This is a genomic window from Enterococcus italicus DSM 15952 (assembly GCF_000185365.1).
Lineage (GTDB): Bacteria > Bacillota > Bacilli > Lactobacillales > Enterococcaceae > Enterococcus_G > Enterococcus_G italicus.
On the sequence record NZ_GL622241.1, the window covers coordinates 643,417 to 663,789 of the forward strand.

Annotated in this window: 19 protein-coding genes, 2 pseudogenes and 1 riboswitch; of the genes and pseudogenes, 6 read left to right on the forward strand and 15 right to left on the reverse strand. The window is 43.6% G+C overall.

The window, feature by feature from the left end:
* Positions 1-56 precede the first annotated feature (56 nt).
* Positions 57-512 (reverse strand): GNAT family N-acetyltransferase, encoded by a 456-nt coding sequence (locus HMPREF9088_RS03035; protein WP_040366287.1) that lies wholly within the window; start codon positions 510-512, stop codon positions 57-59.
* Positions 513-694: 182 nt separating this feature from the next.
* Positions 695-1,319: pseudogene (gene tenA, locus HMPREF9088_RS12640) on the reverse strand (thiaminase II).
* 134 nt (positions 1,320-1,453) lie between these two features.
* Positions 1,454-1,542: riboswitch (TPP riboswitch) on the reverse strand.
* A 517-nt stretch (positions 1,543-2,059) separates the two neighbouring features.
* Here tenA and msrA point away from each other — a divergent pair.
* Positions 2,060-2,884, forward strand: a complete 825-nt coding sequence (gene msrA, locus HMPREF9088_RS03045) for a peptide-methionine (S)-S-oxide reductase MsrA (RefSeq protein ID WP_007207662.1) — start codon at positions 2,060-2,062, stop codon at positions 2,882-2,884.
* A 57-nt stretch (positions 2,885-2,941) separates the two neighbouring features.
* On the opposite strand, the gene HMPREF9088_RS03050 is transcribed toward msrA, so the two are convergent.
* Positions 2,942-3,310 (reverse strand): winged helix-turn-helix transcriptional regulator, encoded by a 369-nt coding sequence (locus tag HMPREF9088_RS03050; RefSeq protein ID WP_040366289.1) that lies wholly within the window; start codon positions 3,308-3,310, stop codon positions 2,942-2,944.
* 346 nt (positions 3,311-3,656) lie between these two features.
* Here HMPREF9088_RS03050 and HMPREF9088_RS03055 point away from each other — a divergent pair, with 346 nt between their 5' ends.
* Positions 3,657-4,775, forward strand: coding sequence for an S-(hydroxymethyl)glutathione dehydrogenase/class III alcohol dehydrogenase (locus HMPREF9088_RS03055; protein ID WP_007207664.1), 1,119 nt, complete (start codon positions 3,657-3,659; stop codon positions 4,773-4,775).
* A 1-nt stretch (position 4,776) separates the two neighbouring features.
* A pseudogene (fghA, locus tag HMPREF9088_RS03060) lies at positions 4,777-5,612 on the forward strand (S-formylglutathione hydrolase).
* A gap of 277 nt (positions 5,613-5,889) precedes the next feature.
* On the opposite strand, the gene HMPREF9088_RS03065 reads toward fghA, so the two are convergent.
* The 3 genes from HMPREF9088_RS03065 to HMPREF9088_RS03075 form a co-directional block, all read right to left on the reverse strand.
* The gene (locus tag HMPREF9088_RS03065) at positions 5,890-7,257 is read right to left on the reverse strand and encodes an MFS transporter (RefSeq protein ID WP_007207666.1); all 1,368 of its coding nucleotides are present in this window, start codon (positions 7,255-7,257) and stop codon (positions 5,890-5,892) included.
* Positions 7,258-7,413: 156 nt separating this feature from the next.
* Positions 7,414-8,646 (reverse strand): L-lactate MFS transporter, encoded by a 1,233-nt coding sequence (locus HMPREF9088_RS03070; protein WP_040367174.1) that lies wholly within the window; start codon positions 8,644-8,646, stop codon positions 7,414-7,416.
* A gap of 274 nt (positions 8,647-8,920) precedes the next feature.
* A complete protein-coding gene (locus HMPREF9088_RS03075; RefSeq protein WP_007207668.1) occupies positions 8,921-9,214 on the reverse strand; it encodes a hypothetical protein in 294 nt (97 codons plus the stop codon).
* Positions 9,215-9,291: 77 nt separating this feature from the next.
* On the opposite strand from HMPREF9088_RS03075, the gene HMPREF9088_RS03080 reads away from it, so the two are divergent.
* Positions 9,292-9,645, forward strand: coding sequence for a MerR family transcriptional regulator (locus tag HMPREF9088_RS03080; protein ID WP_007207669.1), 354 nt, complete (start codon positions 9,292-9,294; stop codon positions 9,643-9,645).
* Here the strand turns inward: HMPREF9088_RS03080 and HMPREF9088_RS03085 are convergent.
* Positions 9,642-10,658, reverse strand: a complete 1,017-nt coding sequence (locus tag HMPREF9088_RS03085) for an NADP-dependent oxidoreductase (RefSeq protein ID WP_007207670.1) — start codon at positions 10,656-10,658, stop codon at positions 9,642-9,644. The genes HMPREF9088_RS03080 and HMPREF9088_RS03085 overlap by 4 nt on opposite strands.
* Before the next feature lie 179 nt (positions 10,659-10,837).
* Here HMPREF9088_RS03085 and HMPREF9088_RS03090 point away from each other — a divergent pair, with 179 nt between their 5' ends.
* On the forward strand, positions 10,838-11,782 hold the full coding sequence (locus HMPREF9088_RS03090) for a Gfo/Idh/MocA family protein (protein ID WP_007207672.1): 945 nt from the start codon (positions 10,838-10,840) through the stop codon (positions 11,780-11,782).
* A 17-nt stretch (positions 11,783-11,799) separates the two neighbouring features.
* On the opposite strand, the gene HMPREF9088_RS03095 is transcribed toward HMPREF9088_RS03090, so the two are convergent.
* The 8 genes from HMPREF9088_RS03095 to menB all read right to left on the reverse strand — a co-directional run bounded on the left by HMPREF9088_RS03095 (position 11,800) and on the right by menB (position 19,775).
* On the reverse strand, positions 11,800-12,474 hold the full coding sequence (locus HMPREF9088_RS03095) for an HAD family hydrolase (RefSeq protein ID WP_052607472.1): 675 nt from the start codon (positions 12,472-12,474) through the stop codon (positions 11,800-11,802).
* A gap of 71 nt (positions 12,475-12,545) precedes the next feature.
* On the reverse strand, positions 12,546-13,646 hold the full coding sequence (menC, locus tag HMPREF9088_RS03100) for an o-succinylbenzoate synthase (protein WP_007207674.1): 1,101 nt from the start codon (positions 13,644-13,646) through the stop codon (positions 12,546-12,548).
* Positions 13,643-14,461: a 2-succinyl-6-hydroxy-2,4-cyclohexadiene-1-carboxylate synthase gene (menH, locus tag HMPREF9088_RS03105; RefSeq protein WP_007207675.1), complete on the reverse strand. Its 819-nt coding sequence runs from the start codon at positions 14,459-14,461 to the stop codon at positions 13,643-13,645. The genes menC and menH overlap by 4 nt, the downstream gene beginning before the upstream one ends.
* Entirely contained in the window at positions 14,461-16,170 is a 1,710-nt protein-coding gene (gene menD / locus HMPREF9088_RS03110; RefSeq protein ID WP_007207676.1) for a 2-succinyl-5-enolpyruvyl-6-hydroxy-3-cyclohexene-1-carboxylic-acid synthase, read from the reverse strand. The genes menH and menD overlap by 1 nt, the downstream gene beginning before the upstream one ends.
* Positions 16,142-16,807: an isochorismate synthase gene (locus HMPREF9088_RS11385; protein ID WP_007207677.1), complete on the reverse strand. Its 666-nt coding sequence runs from the start codon at positions 16,805-16,807 to the stop codon at positions 16,142-16,144. Before HMPREF9088_RS11385 ends, menD begins: the two co-directional genes overlap by 29 nt.
* Entirely contained in the window at positions 16,785-17,513 is a 729-nt protein-coding gene (locus HMPREF9088_RS11390) for an isochorismate synthase (protein ID WP_052607473.1), read from the reverse strand. Before HMPREF9088_RS11390 ends, HMPREF9088_RS11385 begins: the two co-directional genes overlap by 23 nt.
* The gene (menE, locus tag HMPREF9088_RS03120; protein WP_007207679.1) at positions 17,491-18,960 is read right to left on the reverse strand and encodes an o-succinylbenzoate--CoA ligase; all 1,470 of its coding nucleotides are present in this window, start codon (positions 18,958-18,960) and stop codon (positions 17,491-17,493) included. The genes HMPREF9088_RS11390 and menE overlap by 23 nt, the downstream gene beginning before the upstream one ends.
* Positions 18,960-19,775 carry a 1,4-dihydroxy-2-naphthoyl-CoA synthase gene (menB, locus tag HMPREF9088_RS03125; RefSeq protein ID WP_007207680.1) on the reverse strand — a complete coding sequence of 272 codons (816 nt, stop codon included), beginning with the start codon at positions 19,773-19,775 and terminating at the stop codon, positions 18,960-18,962. The genes menE and menB overlap by 1 nt, the downstream gene beginning before the upstream one ends.
* A gap of 98 nt (positions 19,776-19,873) precedes the next feature.
* Here menB and HMPREF9088_RS03130 point away from each other — a divergent pair, with 98 nt between their 5' ends.
* The gene (locus HMPREF9088_RS03130; RefSeq protein WP_007207681.1) at positions 19,874-20,236 is read left to right on the forward strand and encodes a PaaI family thioesterase; all 363 of its coding nucleotides are present in this window, start codon (positions 19,874-19,876) and stop codon (positions 20,234-20,236) included.
* Positions 20,237-20,373: the final 137 nt, after the last annotated feature.

Below are 20,373 nucleotides of genomic sequence, written 5' to 3' on the forward strand. Positions count from 1 at the left end.
AGGGCTATGCAATGCCCCTCAAACAGTTTTTTTTTGCTTAAACTTATCTTCCTGTGCTAGGAATCAGCTTCCCTTTTGCCTTTGAGTAGCCTTAATTGGTAGGTGAAATCATCCACCCATTGATTAGCCAGAAACAGCGTCCCATTTTTTTCTTCCATTCGTTTGAATCTCATATATTCATATAAGCGGATTGCTCGTGGGTTCGTCCCGAGAACATGCAGTTGAATAAATGCTATGTGTTGTTCTTCAGCACAACAAAGCAGCTGCTTCAATAATTTTTTAGCGATTCCTTTGCCTTGCTCCTCTGGCCGAACAAATAGTTCAAATTCCCAAAAGGTATGTTCAGGTGTTGTGACTGGATAATAGATGAGGGCACCTAAAACATTCAGGTTTTCAATCATCATAATAGCCTTTCCCTGCTGAATTTTTTGCAAGAAGCGATCGTATTCATCCGGTCTGTAAGGATGAGGATCCACTTCAATGGTCATCGTTTGTTGGCTGATCTGCCACAATTGTTTTTTTCATCATGATTGACAATACCTACTTTGATTTCCAATACTTCCTATCCTTTCTTTAGGCTTATTTCTGTCGATAAGCAAAATGTGGAACCATCTCTTCGGAGCTCGTGCTGGACTTACCCCCGTGATCTACGTGGTTTTTTCTATGAACCTGCGATAAATTGCTATAACTAAGGCTAACTATCCCATCGTTCCATTGTATATGCCATTTCCCAAAAGCGGAGTTCATAGATACTGCTTCGGTAGAAAGCATGTTTCATTGCTTCGCGTTCTTGTTCATCCACTTCACTGGCTGCTTGATTGGTCAAGTCAAGCATTGTTTGGACATCCTCCGTATAGGCTTCGCTATCATAGGTGGCAATCCATTGCTGATACAAAGAAACAGGCGATCCCTCAGCAATCAGACGTTTGCCAATCTCATTATACAGGCAATAAACTGGCTATTGTCCGTTGAGTGGTTCCATGATAAAGTTGCTCGTACATATGGTTAACATAATTGTACGCACTAGGAGCAATAGGTGTTAACTGAATTTCATCAGAAGAAATGGCAAGTTGCTGGAAGAACGCTTTTCGAATTTCTACTTCGCCATTCTTTAGATTTTCTGCATTCGCTCTTAAAAATTCAGCTGTGCGAGCATCACTACTTTTTTGAGCAGCTAGGCCATGAATTTTTCCAAACTCTTCTAAATAATAGCGATCCTGCAATAAATAATATCGGAAAACGGAGGGTGCTAGTTCGCCGGAAGCAATCTCCTTGATAAATGGATGTTTATAACTTTTAATCCAAACGGGTTGTGCCATATAGAATAATTGATCTGTGAACTTTGTTATTTTAACCTCTCCCACTAACAAATTATTTTTTGATGTCTTATTGTAGACAATGGATACTAATCAAAAAAAGCCCAACATTTTCATGCGGGCACCTACTCGGAATGATCATTCTTTGCTCAGCTCCCTACGCTAGTACTAACTAGATCAGGTAATATGGGTAATTCTCAGCCATCAGGCACCCCAGCTTCTTTTTTAAAATTATAACAAGCCTTTTCTTTGATGTCAAAATTATTTTAAACCGCTTTCTTTTAACGACAATTATTTTTTGATGCAAAAAAAAGAGGCCTAGCAGGATTTATTGTTTTTTTCCGTCATACATTTCATGATGGAGTGTCTATTTGTTGCTCCAACGTTGACTTAAACACCTGCTAGGCCATATTCAGTTAGTAAGGAATTCGTCAATCTCCCACGCCTTTCTAAAATTTGTAACCTTTAATTCACTTTCACATAGTCAATTACCCTATGTTTCAACTAGCTTTTTGTTTCACTGACTTTGTATTCACTGTGTTGTCTTACAAACTCATTTGACTCAATTTAACTAATTGTGGGAATCATTGGTTCCTTACAAGTTCATTATAAGGGATGTCGTCTTTTTTTGCAAGCGTTTTCTACTAAAAAATTCTTTTGCTTTATCAGGCATTCTCGATTCTTCCTCTTAACAAACAGGGTATAATAAATATAGTTGCTAACAGATTAAGGAAGGAGCCTTTATGAAACAATCAACTGAAGAAACATTGACTACACTTTACAATCTCATTCTTAATCCTCGGACGCGTGATTGGGAACGTCAACAATTAGAGACTGCCAAACAAGGTCTGTACAATCATGAGCGCTTAGCGGATACACTTGCCCAGCTTGAAGCCGTTCTTCGTCCTTTGGCTACACGACACTCACTCACACCCGATGTTGCCGAATTTTATGCAACGTTAGCCGGCAATTCTGCTTTCTCACAACCTTTTGATGATCACCTTCATTTTACCAAGGATGGTCCTTTTATCGAACGAGCAATTTTCGCTGGTGGGTGCTTTTGGTGTATAGTAGAACCATTTGAGACACGAACAGGTATTTTAGCTGTTTATTCAGGCTATACTGGTGGGTCAACTGCTAACCCTAGCTATGAAGAGGTTTCTAGAGGACAATCAGGCCACGTTGAGGCTGTTGAAATTATATTTGATCGTCGGAAAATTTCTTATCAACAATTGAATGCAATCTATTGGCAATTGATTGATCCGACCGATGCCAATGGTCAAATTAATGATCGAGGGACACAATATCGACCAACAATCTTTTATCAAAATGCGGAACAACAGCATCTTGCCGAACAAGCAAAGCAAGCGGAAGCCACTCGCTACCATCGACCAATTGTCGTGGAGATTCAACCCGCTCAACCCTTTTGGTTGGCAGAGAACTATCACCAACAATTTTATCAAAAAGAAAAGCAGCGTTATCATCGAATCGAACATGCACGTAAACAATATCTGCTATTTTTAAAGATGCAAAACAATGTGTGCTCTTTTTTTCATAAAGCGAAGTAATTCTTGTTATCCCTGCGTGTACTTGCTTTACAAAAGGGACTTCGTAGCAAACGTTCCTTACGCTTTTTCTTCAAGCGAATCTGGAGACTCTTTTGCTGCAACCTCTTCCCAAAACTGGTCACCCCATTGACAGATGGATTGAACGATGTCGGCCAAATCCATTCCTATCTCTGTCAATTCATATTCTACTTTTGGTGGCACAATGGGATAAACACGTCGTTTAACAATCTGATCTTGTTCCAATTCTCGAAGTTGCCGAATAATCATTCGTTGATTGATTGTTGGTAGCATCCGTTCAAATTCACTTAGTCTTAAGACCGGTTCTTGCAAAAGTGCCCATACGATGGCAATTTTATATTTTCCACCTATCACAGACATTGCCAAGTCTTTCGTAGTTATAAATCGTTTGTTTCGATATTCGTACACCGCTGTTCCCCCTTATCACTTTCTTCCAATTTCATTTAGTTGCTCGATTGATTGTAGTTTATGGAATCAAAAAAACTGCCTTCATCGGCATTTTTCAAATATCCAGTACCAATAGCCATCCTCCTCATCTATACCAGTCAGGTAACAACGATCGTGTGCGTGAATGGCGACTCGTCGCTTAACTATATATAGTATAGCCTATAACTGACAAATTTGTCAGTATTGTTTTTTCTCTACGTTACTTTATGATAGAAAAGAGTTCATTTCTACTCATTCCCAGATTAAGTACCTTTTATGAAGGGCCGTGAGTAGCACCTCATCAATTACGAAAGAAGGAAGACAACGTATGAAAAGTAAAGCTGCTGTTGCATTTGCTCCAGGAAAACCCCTAGAAATTGTGGAAATTGACGTGGAAGATCCAAAAGAAAATGAAGTAATGGTAAAAATTTTATACACATCTGTGTGCCATACAGATGCATTCACTTTGTCTGGCGACGATCCTGAAGGGGTTTTCCCAGTTGTTTTAGGCCATGAAGGTGCAGGCGTTGTTGTAAAAGTCGGAACAAATGTGACCGATTTTAAAGAAGGCGATCACGTTATCCCCTTGTACACACCTGAATGTGGGAAATGTGAATTCTGTTTATCCGGGAAAACAAATTTATGCTCTGCTGTTCGCGAAACGCAGGGTAAAGGACTAATGCCAGATGGTACCACTCGCTTTTCTTATCAAGGAGAACCTGTATATCATTATATGGGGACCAGTACATTCAGTGAATATACCGTCGTGAATGATATTAATCTGGTGAAAATTGATAAACAAGCACCCCTAGACAAAGTTCCGCTACTAGGATGTGGGGTTACCACTGGTTTGGGTGCGGTTGAAAATACTGCCAAAGTAGAAGAAGGAGCCACTGCTGCCGTTTTTGGATTAGGAGCGATTGGACTAGCTGTGATTCAAGGACTGAAAAAAGCGAAGGCGCAACGAATTATCGCTATTGATATGAATCCTGATAAATGGCCTTTAGCCCAAAAAATGGGGGCAACCGATTTTGTTAATCCAAAAGATTATGCTCGCCCAATTCAAGAGGTTCTTGTTGAAATGACCAATGGTGGAGTTGACTATAGTTTTGAATGTATTGGAAATGTTGAAGTGATGCGTTCAGCTTTAGAGGCTTGTCACAAAGGCTGGGGTGTTAGTGTGATTATTGGTGTTGCTGGTGCCGGAAAAGAAATTCACACACGACCATTCCAATTAGTAACCGGGCGCGTTTGGAAAGGGTCTGCTTTTGGGGGAGTGAAAGGGCGTACCCAATTACCTGGAATGGTGGAAGATTTTATGAACGGTGAAATTGATCTCGATTCCTTTATTACACATCATTTGCACTTTTCTCAAATTAATGAATCCCTCGAACTGCTACATCGCGGGGAGTCAATTCGTACAATGCTAACTTATGGAGGAGAATGAGATGAGGATCGAACGTATTGAACAACATCAAGCATTCGGAGGACAACAATTGAAATACCGGCATCATTCAGATAGTTTGCATTGCTCGATGACTTTCAGTTTGTATTTGCCAAAGCCCTCCGCATCTCCAACCTCGTTAATTTGGTGGCTTTCTGGCTTAACCTGCACAGACGATAATTTCAGTCAAAAGGGCGCCTTCCAAAAATATGCTTCCCAAGAAAATGTTGCCTTTCTCATCCCTGATACATCACCAAGAGGCGAACTTCCTGACGATGAAGCTTGGGACTTAGGCCAAGGTGCAGGGTTTTATGTCAATGCAACTTGCGAGCCTTGGAAGCAAAATTATCAAATGTACGACTACTTGGTGAATGAATTACCTGGGATTGTTTACGACCTGATTCCAAACTATTCCGGCAAAGAAAGTATTATGGGCCATTCCATGGGTGGTCATGGTGCATTGATTGTGGGACTAAAACAGCCTGAGCGTTTTTCTGCAATCTCTGCTTTTGCACCAATTCTTAACCCGTCTAATGTACCTTGGGGCAAAAAAGCCTTCACAGCCTATTTAGGAACCGATGAAACTACTTGGAAAACCTGGGATGCAACCGAGCTTTTACAAAAAGTTGGCGAAATTCATCCTCCCATTCTGCTTACGCAAGGAACAGCGGATCCTTTCTACGCGGTTCAATTAAATGAAACAGCCTTCTTAGCCAACGTGAAAGATACAGACGAACAAGTACGGTACGAAAAAAAGAAGGGTATGACCATAGTTATTTCACCATAGCAACTTTTATTGAAGAACACCTTGCGTTTCACTGTCAACAATTTCATAAATAGCAAGCGAGTATTGCCCTAACAAACTTGGCGGATACAGGGAACACAAGCCTACTTGATGAGTCCACTTTGCATTTCATTTGCCAAAAAGGCCTTTATCACGTCCCGCTAGTGGACGCTGATAAAGGTCTTTGTTTATTCTTTTCCTTGGATGAGGGATAGGATTGTTTCTTTCCGTTCGAAAAATTGCTCATCCATCGTTATAAAAAGAGTAAGAGATCATTCTTACCTAATTAAGTAAAAACGACCTCTTATTTCGTCAAAATTCTTTTAAATCATTCTATTTTTTTCTTCTTAAAAAGTAATAACTACTTGCAATCAAACTACTTAGCAAAAGTAGGGACAATGTTAAAACAGAAACAATTGATCCGGAGGTTGTCCCTTGTACAATCGATGTGTTGGGAATTGTTTGAAAAAAACCTAGGATAACAGCAACAATAGTGGTAGCAATTGCCCCTGAAAATTGTTGCAGCGTATTATAGATGGTATTGCCATCACTATACGCTTCTTTTGCTAGTTGGTTCATTCCCATAGTCATCATGTTACTATAGCACAGGCCATTTCCAATCATGAACACCACATGTCCCAATACAAGAAGGGAAACTTGTGCCATTTGCATAAAAAGAGCAAGTGAAAGCCAACCAATACAGGCAATACTTAACCCAAGCAGAATTGGATATTTCGGGCCTCTTCGATCAAATAGCTTGCCAGCAACAGGCGCCAACAATGCCCCTACCAAAGCACCAGGTAACATCATCAATCCAGCGATGAAGGAAGTTTTTCCAAGAACGAATTGAACATAGTTTGGCAATACAAAAGAAATTCCTAGCAATAGAAACTGACACACTAAAAACCCAAACAAAAAAATTCGAAAGCTTTTTTGTTTCATCACATCTAATCGCACTAGCGGATGTTTCGTTGTCTTCACTCGGTAAAAAAACAATCCGAATCCTATCATGGCAAATGCCAAGCCTATCCACCCAATTGGTTGCGTAAGTTGATTCAAAAAGAGTAAGCTTCCTGTGAAAAAACAGCCGATGCCAATTATTCCAGGGACATCTAACTTACTGGTTAATGCAACACTTATTTCAGGAATCCCACGTAATCCAATGACCAGCGAACAAAGTAATACTGGTATTAAACACAAATAAATTGCATGCCAAGTAAAAACGGATGACAAAAATCCACCATACGTTGGACCAATCGCTGGGGCAATTGCCGTCGTTAGCGTTCCCACCCCAATCATTGTGCCTCGTTTTTCCAAAGGATAGTATGTAAGAATGATGTGAAACATTAACGGTAAGGCTATTCCTGTGCCAATTCCTTGCAATAAGCGACCAAGCAAAAGTAGTCCAAACGTCGAGGCAATCGCATTTAAGACCACCCCTATTAAAAAGAGCAGATTGGCACTCATAAATAATTTTCGAATCGAAAAACGTTTGATCAAGTCATTGGATAATGGAACCATTATAGAAATCATCAGGAGATAGATGGTTGTTACCCACTGGACAGCCTTCGTCGAGATACCAAATTGTTGAATAAGATCCGGAAAGGTGACATTCATCGCCGTTTCGATCAATACACCTGAAAAGGTCAAGATGCCCGTTGCCAAAACGGCAAGTTGTTTATTAAGTTGTGCTTGTTTCATTCTTTTCCCCCATTCTGTCCAGAAAAAAAGAGACGATTTCTATCGAAATAGAAACCGCCTCTTTCATCGATATGTTCTTTCACATACCCTCTGTACGATTAAACAAGGTTAGTTTACCGAGGAATATGGATGCTGTCAAACTTCATGAGAAAATCATTAAAGGACTGTTCGTTCCTTCAGTGACGGGGCAAAGGTCTTACGTATAACCAACGACACACCTAGACCCACCACATTCAAGCCAATAAAGATTAACAGTGATGGTCGATAACTTCCTGTTACTTCATGCAGATAAGAGAGCAGGACAGGGCCAGCAATACCAGCCATCGCCCAAGCCGTAAGGACGTATCCATGAATTGCTCCTAGTTCTTTCGTACCAAAAACATCCCCTAAATACGCCGGAATAACAGAGAAGCCTGCACCATAACAAGACAGCAATAAACAAAAGGCTAAAACGAAGAAATACATATTGCCGAGAATAAAAATACTTGCAAACATCACTAGATTCACGATAAAGATGACTGTGAATGTATTCGGCCGACCGATATAATCTGAAAGTGTGGCCCAAATCAATCGACCAAAGCCATTAAATAACCCTAAAATCCCCACCATAAAGGCTGCGACAACTGCCGACATATTGGTCATCTCTTGCGCCATTGGAGATGCCGCAGATACTAAACCAATTCCACAAGTGATATTAATAAATAGCATCACCCATAAGTACATAAAAGAACGCGTCTTGACTGCTTCATTAGCTGAAAGTTGCTTTCCACCAATTAGGCTTGTGCCAACAGGTACTCGCTTCTGCGTTGAATGGGGGAGTGGCTCATCTGGCTTGCGAATAAATTGAGCAGCCACAATCATAATAACAAAATAAACAATGCCTAAACTATAAAAAGTCGGAACTACACCAATCGTCCCTATCAATTGCTGCGCAATCGGACCAGTCAACATTGCTGCAAATCCGAAGCCCATTATGGCTAAGCCCGTCGCCAATCCGCGTTTATCGGGAAACCATTTGATAATTGTCGATACCGGCGTCACGTAGCCTGCTCCCAGACCCAATCCGCCAATAACGCCGTACCCTACGTACAACAACCAAAGTACGTCCGTCTGAACGGCTAAACCTGTTAATACAGTCCCTAAACCATAACAAATACTAGAAATCGTCCCTGTGATATGTGGTCCAAATTTTTCAACCAACCGTCCCATAAAGGCTGCCGAAATCCCTAAGAAAAAAATTGCGAGACTAAAAGCCAATGAAATGGAAGATTCTGACCAAGTGGTTGCTTGAGCGATAGGAACGGAAAAAACACTCCACGCGTATACAGAACCAATCATTAAGTGTAGCAAGACACCAGCAAAAGCAACGACATACCGATTTTTCTTCAACATAACCCCTCCAAATCGTTTTTAAAAACGAACATTTTTTCATAAAAAGCGTATACTGTTCGTTTATGAATTCATAATAAAGAAAGTTTGTGCAAAAGAAAAGTGAAAGATAACAAATTTGTTCAAATAAAATCCGAACGTTCTTCTTTTCCTTCTTTTTCGGTTCCTTTTCTCACAATAAAGAGGATTTTTCAATTTAGCAACCATTTGCTAGTATCTATTTTCTCCATTACCGCTTCACAAAAATCCTTCTCAAATTCACAGTCTTTGGTTATCAACTGATCCAGTAGACGAAACTAACGAGAATAAGTGAAAAAATCAAACGAATCAGCATGTGTCTGGGTGTTACTTTTTGGAACACAATCACCCCATTTAAAATAGCCGCAAAGAATAATGTCCCTATTCCTAAATACAAAAACGGCAATTTTACTAAGGATAGAAAAACCAAAACTACTCCAATAAGATTGCACAATAAAGTGCCTGGATAGTGTCGAATAGAAATCGTCTTAATTGCAGCTCCTCCCATCGCACTAGCATACAAAAGTGACAGCCCAATCATGACATACATCTTATAACCTCCTTTTTGCTATACTAATAGTAAAACATACGTGGTGCACCACCTGACAAGCATGGGGGGAATAAATTTTGTACATTGGTGAATTTATCAAAGAAGTTGCTTCAACGAGGGAAACCGTTCGGTACTATATTGAAGAACAATTACTGACTCCTCAAAAAAGGGAAGGAAAGTATTATTTTACAAGTGAAGATCTAGCAGATTTCATGGCAGTTAGAGAATTACGTGCGCTAGGTCTCCCCATTCAATTAATCAAAGAGATTAATCAAAATCGAAAAGCTTGTGGTACTAAGACACAATGGCAAGCCAATTTACAAATCATTGAACAAGAACTCAACCGAGTACAAACAGAAATCAATACCTTAACTCAACAGCAAAACCAACTGCTAGATTTACAAAACCAATTGAGAAAGAAACTTTCTTAATGCGTAGTAGTCATCTCTTCCTCTGGTCGAATGACAATGACAACTTTTCCTTTCACATGACCTTTTCTCACTAAATTGATGGCCGCTTGCCCATTATCCATCGAAAATTGCTCTTCAATATGAATAGGATACTGATTTTGATCAATTAACTGAGCAATCTTTTGCAATTGATTGCCATTTGATTGAGTAAAGAAGGCATAAAAATGGCCTTCTTTTTTACGTGCAAGTCGTGTAAATCTCGAAGTGGCTACTTTTACGAACAATTGGGCGCCCTTACCAAGACCAATTTTTTGAGCAAAGTCTGCGGTTGGTAGCGAAACGATGGTTGCGACGCGTCCACCTTTTTTTAACACGGAAAAGGAATCAACTAAGGTTTGGCCGCCTCTCGTATCAAAAACTGCATCTACTGAAGAAAGGACTTCCTTGAAATTGGTTGTTTGATAGTCAATGATTTTTTCAGGATGATAGGCTGCTAAAAATGCTGCTCCTTGTGCACTAGCAGTGGTCACCACTTGGGCACCCATTGCATGAGCTAACGCAATCGCGGCAGACCCCACACCTCCCGACCCACCGGTAATCAAAAGCGTTTGCTTTGGTTGAAGTTGTAGTCCTTCTTCCAGGGCTTGCCAAGCAGTTAAAGCAGCCAAAGGGACAGATGCTGCTTCAATTAACGAAATGCTTGCCGGCGCATGTGCAATATCGTTGGGTTGGACAGCAATGTATTCACAAAAACTTCCTGTATGAGGCGCACGACCAAATACTTTGTCCCCAATTTGGTATCCTTGAACATTCACACCAACCTCCTTTACAATTCCTGAAAAATCATGACCTAATGTCAGAGGAAGTTTGTTGCCCAATACCCACTTTCCATCACCTTGTTGAATTTTATAATCAACCGGATTGACACTTGCTGCCACAACTTCAATACATAGATGATCCGCTGTGATTGTTGGTTTCTCAACTTCTTGTATCTGCACATCTTCACCATAATGATTTATTTGTAATGCTCGCATTTTTTCTCCTACTTTCTTTTATAGTTGACCAGTCAACAATAAAAGATGATCTTTCATTTTGCAAGCGGTTCGCTAAAAATCTATTGTATAATAAAGCCAAATTCGTTTGCCCTTTTTTTCGATAGTTAGCAAAAAAGGGCATCTAGTCACGCAACCAAAAAAAGAAAGTAGGTTAACAAATGATTAAATGGGGAATTATTGGTGCTGGTACGATTGCGCAACGGTTTGCAGCAAGCTTAACCAAAATAGAAGAGGCTCAATTAGTAGCTGTCGCTAATCGAACGCTGCCCAAAGCGAGAGCGTTTCAACAAAAACACCATGCTAGCATGGCATTTGATAGTTATCAAGAACTACTTGATCTTGCAGAATTAGACATGGTCTACATTGCTCTACCGCATGCCTATCATGCCGAATGGATCAAAAAAGCGATTGTCGCTGGCAAAGGGATTTTGTGTGAAAAGCCGGCCGTCCTGCATGCCGCTGAATGGCTAGACATTCAAAAATTATTAGCTACGCACCCGGTCTTCTTGATGGAGGCGATGAAAAGTCGTTTTACGCCAGCCTATCAAAAGATGGCCCAACTAGTGAAAGATGGGGAAATTGGCACGATTCAAAAAATTGAAACTTGTCTACGGCGAGACATGCCAAAAGAAGGAACCACGTACCATTACTTGCCTGAACAAGGTGGTTGCTTATTAGACATGGGGATATACAATATTGCCTTGTTGACTGATTTTGTACACGGCACGCCTACTGTCGACTCTTTGACGGCGACGTTTGCAGATGGCATTGAAACTTCGATCGAAGCCACGCTGACGTGCGATCAGATTCCTTTAGTCCTCGAAAGTGGGTTTGACTTATTTAAACCAGCTGTCGCGACGATAAAAGGAACCCAAGGCACGGTCACGATGCCTGACTTCCATCGTCCCACGTCCTTTCGCATTGATTATCTGAATGGTCAAAGCCAATCCTACGAGCTGCCTTATATTCAGGATGACTTTCATGGGGAGATTGTTCACGCGATGACTTGTTTTAAGCAAGGCCTTTACGAAAGTCCCCAAATGACTTGGTCAGACTCTTTGCGCTTTGCCCAGTGGATTGATTGGCTAAAAAGTAAGCAATAACTTTTTCAATCAACACTTTAACGAATCCGCTTTGTTTCTCGTAACCAGCTCAATGCGGCTTGAAAGTCAGTTGCTTCCATTAACGCGTGCTGCCAGTCGCCTTGTTGCTCAGTGATACCGACTGGACTTTCTGGGATAAGTATAAAGGGAATTTCGGCCGCCTCGGCAGCACGTGCACCCGTCAATGAATCCTCAAAGACCAGCCCTTGATTCGGTGATAGTGCCAGCTTCGCTAATGCAAGCTGATAGATTGCTGGATTGGGCTTGGTTTCTTGAACAAGGTCGCCCGTAACCACGACATCAAAATATGGATCTAATTGATACGTATCAAAAATTTTGCGGGTACGCTCTTGCGCCGTCGAAGTGACTAAAGCTGTCTGGTACCCTTGCTTTTTCAAATAGTAGATAGTCTCTAGAAAATAGGGCTTAAGTGGAATGCGACCGGCTTGCAATTCTTGTAAAAAATAGACTTCACGCGCTTGCCGAATCCGAAAAATCTTCTCGCGGTCATGCAGAATTTCTTCTAGCAGTGCTGTTGTCTGTTGAACACTTTTCCCTGAAGTTTGTGCCAAAAAACTCTCTGGCAATGTCTCGCCATTCACATCGGCTCCTACACGCCATCCATCACGATATACCCGCTCTGTATCAATAATTAAGCCATCCATATCAAACAATATTGCTTTCACTTGCATCTTCTTCCACTCCTTTTCTCCTGATAAAAACACCGTTCATCTCTATAGTAGCAGATAAACGGTGTATCTTCTTATGAAAAAACACGGTAATTTGTTTGCCATTCTTTTGGCTCGAAGCTGACGCCAATCCCAGCTTTGCCCGGTATCGTCAAGTTGCCATGGGATAGCTTTGCTGTGGGCGTAACGACGTCAGACTGAAAATAGCGATTCGATGCCGACAGATCACCTGGGAACGTCAGCTCTAAGCGCGCAGAAAAATGCAAATTACATGCGCGACCGACACCTAGTTCATACATTCCGCCGAGCCAAACGAGCATATCGGCCTCATTGGCTGCCTTAAGAATAGCCAAGGCCGCTGTCAATCCGCCCACACGCGGAATTTTTAGATTGATTGCTTGGCAACTGTTAAGCGCTGCCGCTGTCTGGACATCTTCGACACTGCGAATGCTTTCATCCAGACAAATGGGTGTCTTGAGTGCTTGTTGCAACTGCGCATGGCCGACAAAATCTCGCACGCCAAATGGCTGTTCAATCATCGCAAGCTGGAGTGTATCTAGTTGTTCAAACACTTGCCAGTCGTTCGTTCCTTGATACGCAGAGTTGGCATCAGCCATCAATGTAAGAGTAGGATACGCTGTGCGAATGGCTTTAAGCGGTTGGTAATCATAGCCAGGCTTAATTTTCACTTTGACACGTGTGTAGCCATTGCTGACTGCTTCCTCGACGCGCGTAAGCAGATGGCTATCATTGGCTTCGATGCCCAGACTTATGCCGACCGGAATAGGACGCTTCACACCGCCGAGTAATGAATACAGTGGCTGCTGCTGACTGCGGGCGTAGCAATCCCATGCAGCCGTCTCTAAAGCGGACTTGGCCATCCAGTTCCCTTGGACGTCAGCGAATAGCTGCTCAATATCACTTGGATGCTGCCAGTCATGATGCAGTAAGCGCGGAATGAAGTATTGTGCCACCGTCTCACGAGCTGTCGCTAGATATTCTTCGATGTAATCCGGGTGAGCCAGTGCATCTAGCTCACCAAGACCAATCGCACCGCTCTCATCGTGGAGGACATAGATGGAGGCTTCTTTGGCAGTCGTCTGACCATAGCTCGTCTGAAACGGCCGTAAAAAAGGCACACAAAGATCATATTGCTCGATGCGAATAATGTTCATCTTGTCTCTCCTTGTTCGTCAAGCCAATGGCGCACTACTTGGGCAAAGGCATATGGTTGTTCGAGATGCACGCAATGGCCCGCTGCAATCACTTGTAGCACACCTTGTGGCAAGGCAGCTTTCATTTTTTGGGCAATCGCCACAAATTTTGGATCTCGCTCGCCGACAATCAGCAAGACAGGCATTGCCAGTATCGCTAGAGCTTGCCAATAGCTCGGCTGACTGCCTGTCCCCATCTCCCGTAAGCTAGTGGCTAAGCCTTGTGGATTTTGCGACAGTCGTTCATTCCGCACTTGGTCTTTCAATGCTTGGGGCAAGCGAGTCTGAGTGGTAAAAAGCGGCAGCTGCTCCCAATACGTAACAAACGCTCGTATTCCTTCTTGCTCGATTTTTTGCGCAAGTCGCGTGTCGCTTTGTTGCCGCTCTCTGCGCTCCTTTTCACTTGCTAGTCCAGGAGAGCCACTTTCTAACAGCAGACTTTGGATGCGCTCGGGGTACTTTATCGCCCATCCTAAAGCCAGTCGAGCCCCCATCGAATAGCCGAGTAAGTGATACGTGTCAACCCCTAGAGACTTCACGGTGGCGGCCAGTGTGTCAATGACCGCTTCATAGCGATAGTGACGAGCAGCGATGGCAATGGCGCTCTCGCCATGACCTAGGCAGTCGAGCGCTAACCAATTGTAGTCTGGAAGTAAGTCAGCGATGGCGGCAAAGGTCTTTTTGGTACCGGTAAAACCATGGACACACACCATGACCGGCGCCCCTTCTTTAAATGACCCGAGCCATTCAGAAGCAATCATGCCTGTTGGTTTCATCACCTATCGCTCCCTTGTGTTTGGACTTGTCTTAAGAAGTCTTCCCAAATCGTCACTGGCTCATCAAATGTCCCTTGCACTTCTATCAGTGCTGGCCGACGACTGGTGACTGCTTCTTTTAGCCTCGTTTGATAGTTGGCTAAGCTGGTTGGTTTTTCATAAGCTAGACGGTAAAGCGTAGCGACCTGAGCAAACTCCAAGTGTGTCGGCGTCGCAAAGAGTGGATCAAAGTCCGTAGCCGCAAGTGTCCGCTGACTAAGAAAAGAAAAAATCCCGCCACCTTGGTTGTTCAATAGGACAATCGTGAGCGGCAATTGATACGCCTGAACCATTTGCAACCCATTCATATCATGAAAAAGCGCCAAGTCGCCCGTCAGTAAAATAGTCGGCTGGTTCGTGGCACAAGCAATCCCAGCCGCTGTCGAGACAATCCCGTCGATGCCATTCACCCCGCGATTGCCCCATACCGTAACTGCTTCACTCGGTTGAATAAAGCGATCAAGCATACGAATCGCATTGCTATTGGACACAAATACCTGCGTCTCAGCCGGTAGCTCTTCTAAAGCATGATACACCGCACTTGTCTCGGATAATACTGTCGGCCAAGTCGCAGTATGAATCAGCTTGGTAAGTCTTGCTTGTTCTTGTTGCCATACATGTAGCCATTCATCTGCACACGGCTTAAGCGGCAATTGTAAAATAGCCTGACAGCTCTCCGTGACCGTGTATGGAAGAAAATCCGTTGCGACTTGCAGTTGATCTAGCCATTCTTGGCCATCATCCACTAGTAACCAGCGCACATCTCCTGGCAGCCCTTTTAGCCAGAGCATGACGTTTTTACTAATCGGTAGGCGACCAAAGCGCAAAATTACTTCCGGCTGCACCAATTGTGTGAATGTAGCACTGCTTAGTAGCCCGTCAATTTGACGCATATGCTGCTGGCTAGTAACGCCACAAGTTGCCAAATTGGTCAGCGGGTCGCCAATAATTGGCCACTTCAATGTGTCCGCTACTTGTAACAACAAGCGTGCTTCTTCAGCCGTGCGCTCTTCACCGACCACAACGACACCTTTTTTCTCAAATAGCGACTGGTAACCCGTCAATGACACGGTAGTCTGAGCGATAAGATGATCCTCGACCCGCGGATAATTTCTCCGCTCTAAGTTCGGTAGTAACGGCTCACGCAATGGCATATTTAAATGAACGGGACCCGCAGGAGATTGACAGGCTTTTTTAACAGCCTGTCTGCCTTGCCACTCACTATAGCGTAGCAACTCTGGTGAGTCTTCCGCGACAGCCAGCGTGATGGACGACTTGACTTGTTTCCCAAATAATCCATCTTGGGCCATCGTCTGCGGTGCACCGACATGCTGCAATTCCGGTGGCCGATCAGTTGTCAGGACAACTAGTGGCACTCGGCTAGCTTTTGCCTCGCAAATTGCGGGATAGTAATTCGCCGCAGCGGTGCCCGATGTACAGACTAATAGCACAGCTGTTCGACTGGCTTTCGCTAAGCCCAAAGCAAAGAAAGCCGCAGAGCGTTCATCGACTGCCACATAATACTCAATACGAGGGTCGCGATGGATTAACAACGAGACCGGTGTGGAGCGTGAGCCTGGGCTAATGACCGCTTTTTGGATACCTGCAGCCACGAGGCCATCCAAAAAAGCCGTTACATAGTCAGTCATGATTTGTTGCTGGGTCTTCATCGCTAATTCCTCTTTTCATTGGTTGAAATTTGACACTCGTTTCCGCACGCTCTTCTATTGCGACTGAATCGGCTACAATGCCACAGCCAGCATAAAGTAGTGCGTGTTGCTTATACAAAACAGCCGAGCGAATCCCGACTGCAAACTCGCCACCATCTTCAGCTAATGAAAGCCAACCAATAGGGGCACCATATAGCCCTCTGCCGACTGGTTCTTGGTGACGAAGCCAGTGCAATGCTGCTTCCTTTGGTTCGCCGCCTAAAGCGGGCGTCGGATGCAACTGATCAATCATATCTAAAAAAGTCGGTCCCTTTGCTTGCCGTTTGCCGACAATAGGGGCATAGAGATGTTGAATGTCGCGATTTTTAAGCAAGGTTCGCTCGCCGACAGTCACCTGATTTTGGGTGAAAGGAGCGATTGCCTTGCGAATGCGATCCACCACGATTTGATGCTCATGCAAATTTTTTGCTGAATGCAACAAAGCTGCCCCAAGTGTCTGATCCTCATCGGCAGTCTGGCCGCGTTCGATTGAGCCAGCGACCGCAGCGGTATAAATGGTGTCCGTTTCACCCGCTAATAAGCGCTCCGGTGTCGCGCCGACAAAGATGCGCTCGTTACGCTGTAAAGAAAAAAACATACGTCTGTGGCTGTTGCACCAGTAATCGTTGCACTAGTTGCGCCCCATCAATCTCTCGCTCCATCTCTAAGCGTAATTGCCTAGCTAGGACAATTTTTTCCAATGGATTACCCGAATCTTTGATGGTCGCGACCGCCTCTTCAACAGTCGTTAACCACTGTGTTACAGCTAATTCTTCCGTAGCTTGTACATGGTTGTCTTTTTTAGGGTGTGACGTTGTGACTGCGGCAAAAAAGCGTTGTTGCAGCTGATTAAAGTCAAGCGCTAGTTGCGCATAGGTCGCTGGTCGCTTAACGATGAGTGTGACGTGCCAACGATGCTGTTGATAGACTAGCTCAATCTCTGGTAGCACAAAGCCCCCTTCAGCCAGCTCGTCCCAAAGTGGGGCTTTCTTCGCTTGTGGATCAAACGGCAGTGCCCCCACTAGGCGACAAGCCTTTGCCGGGTCAAACAACTGTGTTCGTAATTGCTCTTTTTGCTGATGCATCTGCTGACTTTTGGCAGACGGCAGCTGAAATACTTCACCAATACCAAGTAACGTCAAAGATTGATCCGGCGTTTGCCAAAAAAACCGAGTCGCTACTGGATCAAATGCCTGCAACATCATGGCCGGTGTCAGTGAGGTCTCATATTCAAATGTATAACTAAAATAAGATTTAGCAGCTTGGTAAGCTTGTTCATACTCAGGTGCCAAGCGGATAATCAATGTACTTCACTCTTTCTTCTGTTAAAAGTAGTCGCTTCAAGACTTTCCCACTGGCTGTTTTTGGCAAAGCATGGACGACATAAATTTCTTTTGGTTGTTTGTATGTTGCTAGTGATTGTTGCAAGTATGATTGCAGCATAGCCAAGGTTACCTGACTGCTGACTTGAATGTAGGCAGTCGGGACTTGTCCCCAGCGCACATCTTCACGACCAACGACGGCCGCTTCCTGAATCGATGGATGCTGGAGTAGCACTTGCTCCACTTCCGAGGGATAGATATTTTCGCCCCCTGAAATAATCAATTCACTCAGACGACTCTTTACATATAAGGCGCCATCCCCATCAAGATACCCTAGATCCCCAGTGTTAAACCAGCCATCTTGCGTCCACGCGCTTGTTTGTGAATGATTCAAGTATGACTGGATGACTGATGGCCCTTGAATGAAAATCTCCCCAACTTCTCCGGGGGCCATTTTGGGGTCGCCGATTTTGATTGCCACACCGTGTAGGGGATAGCCCGCAGCACCTATTTTACCTGCTACTTCATCTGTAGGGACTGCTACGATTTGCGAACAAGTCTCCGTCATCCCAAATGAAGGCATGATGGGGATATTTTTCGCTAAAGCTTGTTGCACGACTGGCCGTGTGATTGGACCACCACCAAGTAATAGTGTTTTTAGCTGCGGATAGCCCGTAGCTGAGAGATAAGGTAGTAGCTGCTGTAAGGCACTCGTTACCAATGAGAGGACCGTGACTTGTTTGGCTTGCAAACTCTCCTCTATCGCAATAGGGTCAAAGCCATCATACAAATACACCGCTAACCCTAATCGCAACGAGCGTAGAAGGATCGACAGCCCACTAATATGAAACAGCGGCAAGACAAATCCCCAGCAATCAGCTTGCGTCAAGTGCATGGACTGTTGCGTCGCCAAGGCACTTGCCTGATGATTGGCAAAAGACTGCGGTACTCCTTTGGGCCGACCTGTCGTACCTGACGTATACATAATTGAGGCGATTGCTTGTTCCTGATACCCTTTATCTATATAGTGCGTCTCAGGTACTGCAGGTAACGTCTTTGGTATCGTTAGCTGCTGTATAAAGTCAGGGACAGCGAGTGGCTCATCGCTAATCAAAAAAATAGTCTGCGCATCGGCCATCTGAAAGAGCCATTCTTGCTCCGTCAAGCGCCGATTCAGCAATTGAACCTCAATTCCTAATTCCCATAGACCAGTAATTGAAAAATAACACTCCGGTGAATTTTTGCTAAAAAGCGCCACTCGTTTCGTATTTTGGGGAATGTGTGCCCCATAGTAGGCAGCGTAGCGCTGAGCAAGTTGGGCAAGCAAAGAAAACGACCAGCTTTCTTTTTTCCATAAAAAAGCGGGTCGTTCTGGATGAAGCAATGCTTGCTGTTGCAACCAACTGCTTGGTTTGTTCGTAGGTTGCATTATGGGAATTTTGGAAATTGGTCAAAATCCGGCGTGCGTTTTTCTTTAAACGCATCGCGGCCTTCTTTGGCTTCATCCATTGTATAGTAAAGAAGTGTCGCATCGCCTGCTAATTGTTGGATACCAGCTAAGCCATCGGTATCGGCATTCATCGCAGCCTTAATCATCCGTAAAGCAAGTGGACTTTTCGTCAGCATTTCTTCTGCCCATTCCATTGTTACATCTTCAACTTCTGCTAAAGGAACAACCGTGTTAATCCAGTTCATTTGCAAAGCTTCTTCAGCTGTATATTGTTTCGTCATAAACCAAACTTCTTTCGCTTTTTTATGACCGATAACACGTGCCAAGTAGCCTGCACCATAGCCACCATCAAAGCTTCCGACATTTGGTCCTGTTTGACCAAACTTCGCATTGTCAGCAGCAATCGTAATGTCACACACCAATTGCAACACATTTCCGCCACCAATCGACCAGCCTTTGACCATCGCAATGACAGGCTTTGGAATAACACGAATCAAGCGTTGTAAATCAAGAACATTCAAGCGTGGCACTTGGTCTTCACCTACGTAACCACCGTTGCCTCGCACTTTTTGGTCGCCACCGGAACAAAAGGCCAAATCCCCTTCACCCGTCAAAATAATGACGCCGATATCCGTCTTGTCACGGCTAATTGAAAATGCATCAATCAATTCAAATACAGTTTTTGGTGTAAACGCATTGTGGACATGCGGACGATTGATACTTATTTTTGCGACTTTTCCATGTTGTCGAAACAAAATTTCCTCATACTCTTTTACTGTTTGCCATTCTCTCAAACCATTGACCTCCTTAAGTCGTTTCCTGTACTATTATACACAATTAGAGCTTTTTTTCCCAACGAACGAGATTAGAAACATGAACTGGAGGTACTGCTATGAATTTACTGACCCATCTTGGGATTAAAACCGAACAAGTTACCGCTGAAAAAGTCATTCTTTCGTTACAAGTAAACGAAACACACCAGCAACCATATGGCGTCATGCACGGTGGCGTGAGTGCTGTATTGATTGAGACTGCTTGTAGTATCGGTGGCAATGCCAATCTGCAACATGCCCATGCGGTCGGTATCGATCTGTCGGTGAATCACTTAAAAAGTATCGCCACAGGACCTGTCACCGTCGTCGCCACGGCCGATCGAATCGGACGTACCATTCAAGTATGGCAAGCGACTCTCTATAATGACCAACAAGAAAAACTAGCAGTCGGTCGTTGCACACTCGCTGTTGTCACGCATTAAGGTAAAAATTTTTTAGAAAATAAGCAAAAATAAGAATCTCATCTAAAACTGATGATTATTCGTTATTTTTGCTTATTCTTTTTTATTTATGCGTTAAAAACCCGCTTTTTTATAATAATTATTCAAAATAACTTTAC

Coding starts and splice junctions, on each gene's coding strand:
- HMPREF9088_RS03095 (WP_052607472.1), bottom strand. CDS start 12,474: ATGCAAGTGAAAGCAATATTGTTTGATATGGATGGCTTAATTATTGAT.
- HMPREF9088_RS03090 (WP_007207672.1), top strand. CDS start 10,838: ATGATTAAATGGGGAATTATTGGTGCTGGTACGATTGCGCAACGGTTT.
- HMPREF9088_RS03055 (WP_007207664.1), top strand. CDS start 3,657: ATGAAAAGTAAAGCTGCTGTTGCATTTGCTCCAGGAAAACCCCTAGAA.
- HMPREF9088_RS11385 (WP_007207677.1), bottom strand. CDS start 16,807: ATGTTTTTTTCTTTACAGCGTAACGAGCGCATCTTTGTCGGCGCGACA.
- HMPREF9088_RS03065 (WP_007207666.1), bottom strand. CDS start 7,257: ATGAAACAAGCACAACTTAATAAACAACTTGCCGTTTTGGCAACGGGC.
- msrA (WP_007207662.1), top strand. CDS start 2,060: ATGAAACAATCAACTGAAGAAACATTGACTACACTTTACAATCTCATT.
- menD (WP_007207676.1), bottom strand. CDS start 16,170: ATGAAGACCCAGCAACAAATCATGACTGACTATGTAACGGCTTTTTTG.
- menE (WP_007207679.1), bottom strand. CDS start 18,960: ATGCAACCTACGAACAAACCAAGCAGTTGGTTGCAACAGCAAGCATTG.
- menC (WP_007207674.1), bottom strand. CDS start 13,646: ATGAACATTATTCGCATCGAGCAATATGATCTTTGTGTGCCTTTTTTA.
- menH (WP_007207675.1), bottom strand. CDS start 14,461: ATGAAACCAACAGGCATGATTGCTTCTGAATGGCTCGGGTCATTTAAA.
- HMPREF9088_RS03130 (WP_007207681.1), top strand. CDS start 19,874: ATGAATTTACTGACCCATCTTGGGATTAAAACCGAACAAGTTACCGCT.
- HMPREF9088_RS03085 (WP_007207670.1), bottom strand. CDS start 10,658: ATGCGAGCATTACAAATAAATCATTATGGTGAAGATGTGCAGATACAA.
- HMPREF9088_RS03075 (WP_007207668.1), bottom strand. CDS start 9,214: ATGTATGTCATGATTGGGCTGTCACTTTTGTATGCTAGTGCGATGGGA.